The sequence below is a fragment of the Nocardia sp. NPDC049707 genome, assembly GCF_040674855.1.
Taxonomy (GTDB): domain Bacteria; phylum Actinomycetota; class Actinomycetes; order Mycobacteriales; family Mycobacteriaceae; genus Nocardia.
The window spans coordinates 1-6,134 of sequence record NZ_JBFANN010000101.1 but is presented as its reverse complement, the minus strand read 5'-3'; the positions used below and the strand labels follow the sequence as shown (position 1 = coordinate 6,134).

The following is a 6,134-nucleotide window of genomic DNA, read 5'->3' as shown; positions in this document are numbered from 1 at the left end:
TCGCCGTCCACCCGATCGCCGCCGCCAGCGGCCTGGAGGTGGTACCCAACGGCCAGATCGCGGTCGACCGTCAGATGCGGTCGGTCTCGCACCCGAATGTCTACGCCGCCGGTGACAGCGCCTTCGTTATCGCAGAGAGCGGTCTGCCGTTGCCGATGTCCTGCGCGTCCACGGCACCGACCGCCAAGCAGGCAACGGCTTCGATCATCGGGGACCTGACCGGGCGCAAGATCCCGACGATCACAATGTCGTATGCCGGCAACCACATCAGCCTCGGCCGCAAGGACGCGATCTACCAGTTGGTCGACAAAGCCGCGCAAACGAAGCCGCGGCCCCTGCGTGGCCGGACGGCCGCGCGCGTCAAGTCGTCGATCCTCGACGGTGCCGCCTGGGCCCTGAGCCACCCGAACCTCGGAAAGCCGAGTCACAAGTACCGCTTGGCCACCACCGGAGAGCACTCGCCAGAGTTGGCCGCCGGATGAGGTCGTGCTCATGGACACCGCCACCATGGCGCGTCTCGAGGCCAGCCGAAATCGGCTGGCCTCGCTCGTCTAACGTCTGCTCGAGCGCGAACGCGCGGTTGGCGCCTGGATGCTCGAACCGCTGCTCGATGGCGATCTGCTGCTGGGCCCGGCCGACACCGTCGAGCAGCGTGAATCGGTGACTCGGCGGTGTTGACGCTCATGGAGCGTCTGTCGCCGGTGGAACGGGCCGTTTTCGTGCTGCGCGAGGCATTTCCGTACAGCCACGCCGAGATCGTCGGCATCATCGAGTCGGGCAGTCAGCAACACGCTCACCGAGCCCGGCGCTGGCCGATCGCTTCACTGAGATCAGGGACGTCAACGGACAGCCCAACATTCACGGCTTGTATTCGGAATCAGTCGTCGAACTCCTCACGCCGAATCAGTGGCCTCGACCACAGGACGCCGCCAACGACGATGCACCGATCGACCGCACCGGCATTAGCGCAACCAGCCGAGCATGATTCGTCGACAACGAACGGCGGCGGCAGCTGGATTTATGAGGTCCCGTCGAGACGCACCCAACGGCGAGTGACAACCGCAATCCGTAAGGCATCGACGGAAAATGCCCAGTCAGCACCCGGCTTCCGGCTGTGATAATCCGCCCGGACCCTGAACTCAACGTACGCGCGAAAGCAGCTGTCGCTGCGATGGATTCGAACTTCCACGCGCAGGTGATCGCGTTCCTGCGATGGCTGGTGCACGACACCGACGAGCTGCCGACACGGCCGGAAGTGCCAGCCTCATGAGATGGCACAGCTAGATTGGGGGTAGGCATCAGTGCGCCCCTCCTGGCCCGCCTGAGCGGGGCCAAAGTGTGTAGGGCGATTGGCCGGAGCGTCGTGCGTCGGCTTTTCCAGCCTCAACCGCGCAACGGGCTGCGGTCGAGGCCGAGTCAGGAGAGCGGTGATGCAGCGGCCGGGTCCAGCAGCAGGTCCTCGACGGTGATGATGTCACTGACGTCGAAGCCGTCCATGTCGGCTGCGAACCCTGGACTGGCCATGTACGCGGTGGCCACCTCAGTGGGGTCTGCTCCCTCTGGGTAGGAGATCAGGGCGAGTAGTCGGTGTGCGTCAGCATCGTGTTGGGTCCAGATCCCGTGGGTGGTGACCCCGAAATCGCGCAGGCTGGAGATGTGGCGGGTCCAGTGCACGGTCGCGTACTGCTCGAGTGCTTCGACGGTCCGCAGGGTGTAGATCCTGAGTTGATACATAATTGCGATGCCTCTCGGTGGCGGTGATGGCTGTCGGCGGTGGGAACTGGGAGGCCGGTCAGCTGACGAGGCTCACGCACAGCGCGGCGATGGCCAGGCCCTGCAGGATGGCCCTCGGGACGATGATGCGGTCCCAGTCTCGCTGCAGTGCGCGGGCGTTGGCCGGTGTCTCATGGTTGTCGGCGGCTGCGGTGAGTGTGCGGTTGATCGGCGCACTGATGCGCAGGTAGAGCAGTAGCCAGACCACCAGCAGTGCCAGCGCGGCTCCGGCGGTAGCTGAGGCGATGGGCGCGCCGGCCAGTGCGGCGAGTACGGATGCGGCGGCGGCGCTGATGATGCCGAGGATCCCGGGGAGGGGAAGGCGCTGGTCGCCGAAGCGATGCACGTTGCCCATGACCGCGGTGAGCGCGGCGTCGTCGATGCCGGCCAGTGCAGGTCGTTGGACGACCGCGCAGAACACGTCGGTGCCGTAGATCACCGCGGTGCTCAGCACCGCGATGATGGCGGCGAGATGGGCGAGGTACATCACGTCTGCTCCTCCGATCTGGCTCCCAGGGGCGGCAACGCGCCCATCTGCTGGAACAGCTGCAGGAGATTCAGTTCGTCCCAATGCTCGACGAACATGGCGTCCGCGACGCGCCAGATGTCGATGGATCGCATCTCCACGGGATTGCCGCTGGCGGGGATGCCCATGATCTCCCCGGTGTGGGTCCCGCGGTAGACGAAGCGGCCCACCACGCGGTCACCGGAGATCACCAGGTCCTCCATGGTCGCGCTCAGATCTGGTAAAGCGGCGAAGAACGCGGTCCAGAACTGGCGGTTCGCCTCGCGCCCGTCGGCGACGAAGGCGTTGTGATTGACGTAGTCCTCGGCTACGAACCGGTCCACCAGATCCGGATCGTGCGTGTTGAGCATCGCGAGGTAGGTCTCGGCGAGCTGCTGTGCGTGTGTGTCCATGTCGTACTCCTCGAGTGGTTGGTGTTAGGAGTAGTTGGTGCTAGCAACGCTAACCCTCAAAGCAGTCGAAGTCAATAGCGTCGCTAGAATTCATGTCAATGCTATAGAGCAGCCTGTCGGGCCACATCCACCCAGGCCTCGTCCGACGCAAAAGCGCCAACAGAGGACGCGCCAGCGATCATGTCGAAACCCTTCAGCGCACTGAACCGCGACGACAACAGACGGAGCTCAGCTATGACCGAGAGCAAGCGGCCAAGAATCCCGGCCAGGTCTGCCCCGGAGCAGACGTTCGATAGTCCGCAGATGCGGACGTTCGCGAGATCGACTGCTGGCCAATGACTGTGCGCGGCCGAACGCGCGGATCGTCGAATTACCGTGCGTTCGTTGGTCGCATCGGTCCGATACCGCAGCGACCATGAACGTCTCGACCCCCGCCCGCCTGTTATCGACAACGCCGATGCCCGGAACTTCGTTCTGCGACACCACTATCGGCGTACCCAATCCGGCGGCACACGGCCGACTAACCAACTACGCTGACAGGCATGGCATGCCGCATCAGTGAGCTGGTTATCGACGCCGCCGACCCCGACCTGCTCGCCGCATTTTGGAGCAAGGTCCTCGGCTACGTCGAACTCGGCCGAGACGACGGAAGCATCGAGATCGGGCCTGCCGACGCCGGCTTCGGCGGCCTGCAGCCCACCCTCATTCTCATCCCCAGCAGCGACCCGCGGACCGGGAAGCTCCGACTGCACATCGACGTCAACCCCACCGACCGCGACCAGGACGCCGAGCTGGAGCGGCTGCTCGCTCTCGGCGCCGAGCCGGTCGACGTCGGCCAGACCGGCACTGCCAACTGGCACGTCCTGGCTGACCCAGAAGGCAACGAATTCTGCCTCCTGCGCGCCCGGCTCCAGCCTCTCTGACCGCGTGCGTCCTGGCGTCCGCCGCTCGGCCGTTCGAGTGGGCTCGTCGTCGCGGGAGTCGGTGGCAGGTGCACGATAATCGGCAGAAGTCGATCCGCTGCTGCCTATCAGTTGAGCCTGGCCCAACGCACGGGTTGTCGGACTCGCAGAATGGCCGTTCGGTGAGGACCTGCCCATCCTCTGGCGTGAGTCGGTGGTGCTGCCCGAAGTAACGACGCGGGGGAGTCGCTGAAGGCGCCACTGAGCCGGTCTGCTGGCACGGCCGGGGAAATCGGCTCGTCGCATTCGTAGATGCCGGTGAGGTTCTCGGTGATCATGGTGTCCATGGCGCCCGGGCCGACGGAGGTCTGCTTCGCGTTCGGTGAGGTAACTCGGCGCCAAGCCATCCGAAAGCCGCCTATGCATCCAGGGCATGCCGCGATATTCGTTGAGTCAATCGCGAGGGGCGTTGGTCGAATCGGTTGTGGTCAGCCCCAGTACGTCTCGCGCTTCTTGCGTTCCTCGACATCGGCCCGGTACTGGGCGCAATAGTGGCCCCTGGCCAGTTCTTTGAGTAGTTGCTCCCCATCTCTTGGAGCAGGCCGATCATTTTCGCGCGCAGCTCGACCAGCCCGTCATGGTGATCGCGCGTCGATGTCACGACTATGAGTGGTGATTTCCCTGCCCTGACCATGGCAGAAGAGATTTCGTGGGACCTTCGGGAATGCTTGCGCAGTCATGTTGTTGAACTGCTTGCGCAGTCAAGCATGTTGCGGCTGTGTCCGGAAGGAGGAGCAGTCATGCATTTCGGAATCTTCAGCGTGGGCGACATCGCCCCGGAACCGGAGACCGGCTACACCCAGAGTGAGGCCGAGCGGATCCGGAACCTCATCAGGGTCGCGCAGCGCGCCGACGAAGTGGGTCTGGACGTGTTCGCCCTCGGTGAGCACCACAACCCGCCGTTCGTGCCTTCGTCGCCCACGACTCTGCTCGGCTACATCGCCGCGCTGACCGACAAGCTGTTGCTGAGCACTGCTGTCACATTGATGACCACCAACGACCCGGTGAAGGTCGCCGAGGATTACGCGATGCTTCAGCATGTTGCGAACGGCAGGCTGGACCTGATGGTCGGTCGCGGCAACACCGTCCCCGTCTACCCATGGTTCGGTAAGGACATTCGCCAGGGTGTGGCCCTGGCGCTCGAGAATTACAACCTGCTGCACCGGCTGTGGCGCGAGGACGTTGTCGACTGGGAAGGTAACTTCCGGACCGCGTTGCAAGGGTTCACCTCGACACCGCGGCCGCTGGACGACGTGCCGCCGTTCGTCTGGCACGGGTCGATCCGTACTCCGGAGATCGCGGAGCAGGCCGCCTATTACGGCAACGGCTTCTTCGCGAATCACATTCTGGCGCCGAACTTCCACTTCAAGCCCCTGGTCGACCTCTACCGGCAACGCTTCGAGCATTACGGGCACGGCACGGCCGACCAGGCGATCGTCGGGCTGGGTGGGATGTCCTTCATTGCGAAGAACTCGCAGGACGCGGTGAAGACCTTCAAGCCGTACTTCGAGAACTATCCGGTATTCCGCGGCTCGTTGCTGGAGGACCACATGGAGCACACGCCGATCACCGTCGGCAGCCCGCAGCAAGTGATCGACAAGGTCATGACCTTCCGGGATGGCTTCGGCGACTATCAGCGGCAGTTGTTCGCTGTCGACGGGTTGTCCCTCCCGGTCGACCTTGCGCTGGAGCAGGTCGAGTTGCTCGGCACCGAGGTGGTTCCGGTGCTACGCAAGGAAATGGCAGCGCGGCGGGCCCCTGGCGTTCCGGAGGCACCGACTCACGCGTCGCTCGTGGCCGCGAAGTACGGGGACCGTACACCGCGCCAGCCGCGACCGAACCCGAACCGTGGGGACAACCTGTCCGGGACCTCTCCATATCAGGACAGCGACCCCGATATCCAGGCTCGCTTCCCGGTGGTCGCGTGAATTCCGCCGATTCGCGAGGCGTCCGGCTCGCCATCGAGACCTGGGAGTTACTGTTCCGGGCCCAAGCCACTCTCGCGCTCGAGTTCGAGCGCGAGGGTGACTGGGGCGACCTGCTACCCCGCGAGTACGGCGTGCTGTACGCACTCTCGACAGCTTCCGACGGGCTGCGGCTGAGCGAGTTGTGCGACGACGTGCTGCTCACCCAAGCAGGGATCTCCCGGCTGGTGAGCCGGCTCGAAGGGCGCGGTCTGGTCGTGCGCAGCGATGACCCGGACGACGCCCGTGCCTACCGGATAAGGCTGACACCCGAGGGCGTCGAAACTCAGCGACGGGTCGGCCGGTCGCACGCTCGCCACGTTGCGGCCGCGATGACCAGGGCTCTGAACGATGACCAACTCCGCAGCCTACGAGACCTCAGCCAAGCCCTCCTCACCGCAACTCCCGCGAGAGCGCGAACTCCAGAAAGACATCCCAGGAGCTTGAATGTCAAGCAGCAGCCGTACGAGTGAGGTCGGGCCAGGCCGTCGCCTCGTTGTAGAGCGTCCCGGTTTTG

At 64.6% G+C, this 6,134-nt stretch carries 7 protein-coding genes and 1 pseudogene; 5 read left to right on the top strand and 3 right to left on the bottom strand.

From position 1 onward, the window contains the following. Together AB0J29_RS36890 and AB0J29_RS36885 are read left to right on the top strand one after the other, a co-directional pair. Positions 1-482, top strand: a 482-nt coding sequence (locus AB0J29_RS36890) for an FAD-dependent oxidoreductase (protein ID WP_364795944.1), incomplete at its 5' end; no start/stop codon positions are given. Positions 483-492: 10 nt separating this feature from the next. Next, positions 493-776: pseudogene (locus AB0J29_RS36885) on the top strand (RNA polymerase subunit sigma-70); the annotation flags it as partial. A 640-nt stretch (positions 777-1,416) separates the two neighbouring features. Here AB0J29_RS36885 and AB0J29_RS36880 read toward each other — a convergent pair. Genes AB0J29_RS36880 through AB0J29_RS36870 form a run of 3 tightly spaced genes read right to left on the bottom strand, consistent with a single transcriptional unit; the run spans position 1,417 to position 2,691 of the window. Further along, entirely contained in the window at positions 1,417-1,734 is a 318-nt protein-coding gene (locus AB0J29_RS36880) for an NIPSNAP family protein (protein WP_364795941.1), read from the bottom strand. A 58-nt stretch (positions 1,735-1,792) separates the two neighbouring features. Beyond that, complete coding sequence (locus AB0J29_RS36875) at positions 1,793-2,260, bottom strand: DUF1772 domain-containing protein (protein WP_364795947.1); 468 nt, start codon at positions 2,258-2,260, stop codon at positions 1,793-1,795. Continuing rightward, a complete protein-coding gene (locus AB0J29_RS36870) occupies positions 2,260-2,691 on the bottom strand; it encodes an ester cyclase (RefSeq protein ID WP_364795939.1) in 432 nt (143 codons plus the stop codon). The genes AB0J29_RS36875 and AB0J29_RS36870 overlap by 1 nt, the downstream gene beginning before the upstream one ends. A 542-nt stretch (positions 2,692-3,233) precedes the next feature. On the opposite strand from AB0J29_RS36870, the gene AB0J29_RS36865 reads away from it, so the two are divergent. From AB0J29_RS36865 to AB0J29_RS36855, 3 genes are all read left to right on the top strand, one after another. After that, positions 3,234-3,614: a VOC family protein gene (locus AB0J29_RS36865; RefSeq protein ID WP_364795938.1), complete on the top strand. Its 381-nt coding sequence runs from the start codon at positions 3,234-3,236 to the stop codon at positions 3,612-3,614. A 779-nt stretch (positions 3,615-4,393) separates the two neighbouring features. Continuing rightward, on the top strand, positions 4,394-5,581 hold the full coding sequence (locus AB0J29_RS36860) for a CE1758 family FMN-dependent luciferase-like monooxygenase (RefSeq protein ID WP_364795936.1): 1,188 nt from the start codon (positions 4,394-4,396) through the stop codon (positions 5,579-5,581). Then, the gene (locus AB0J29_RS36855; protein WP_364795933.1) at positions 5,578-6,090 is read left to right on the top strand and encodes a MarR family winged helix-turn-helix transcriptional regulator; all 513 of its coding nucleotides are present in this window, start codon (positions 5,578-5,580) and stop codon (positions 6,088-6,090) included. The genes AB0J29_RS36860 and AB0J29_RS36855 overlap by 4 nt, the downstream gene beginning before the upstream one ends. The last annotated feature ends 44 nt before the right edge of the window (positions 6,091-6,134 follow it).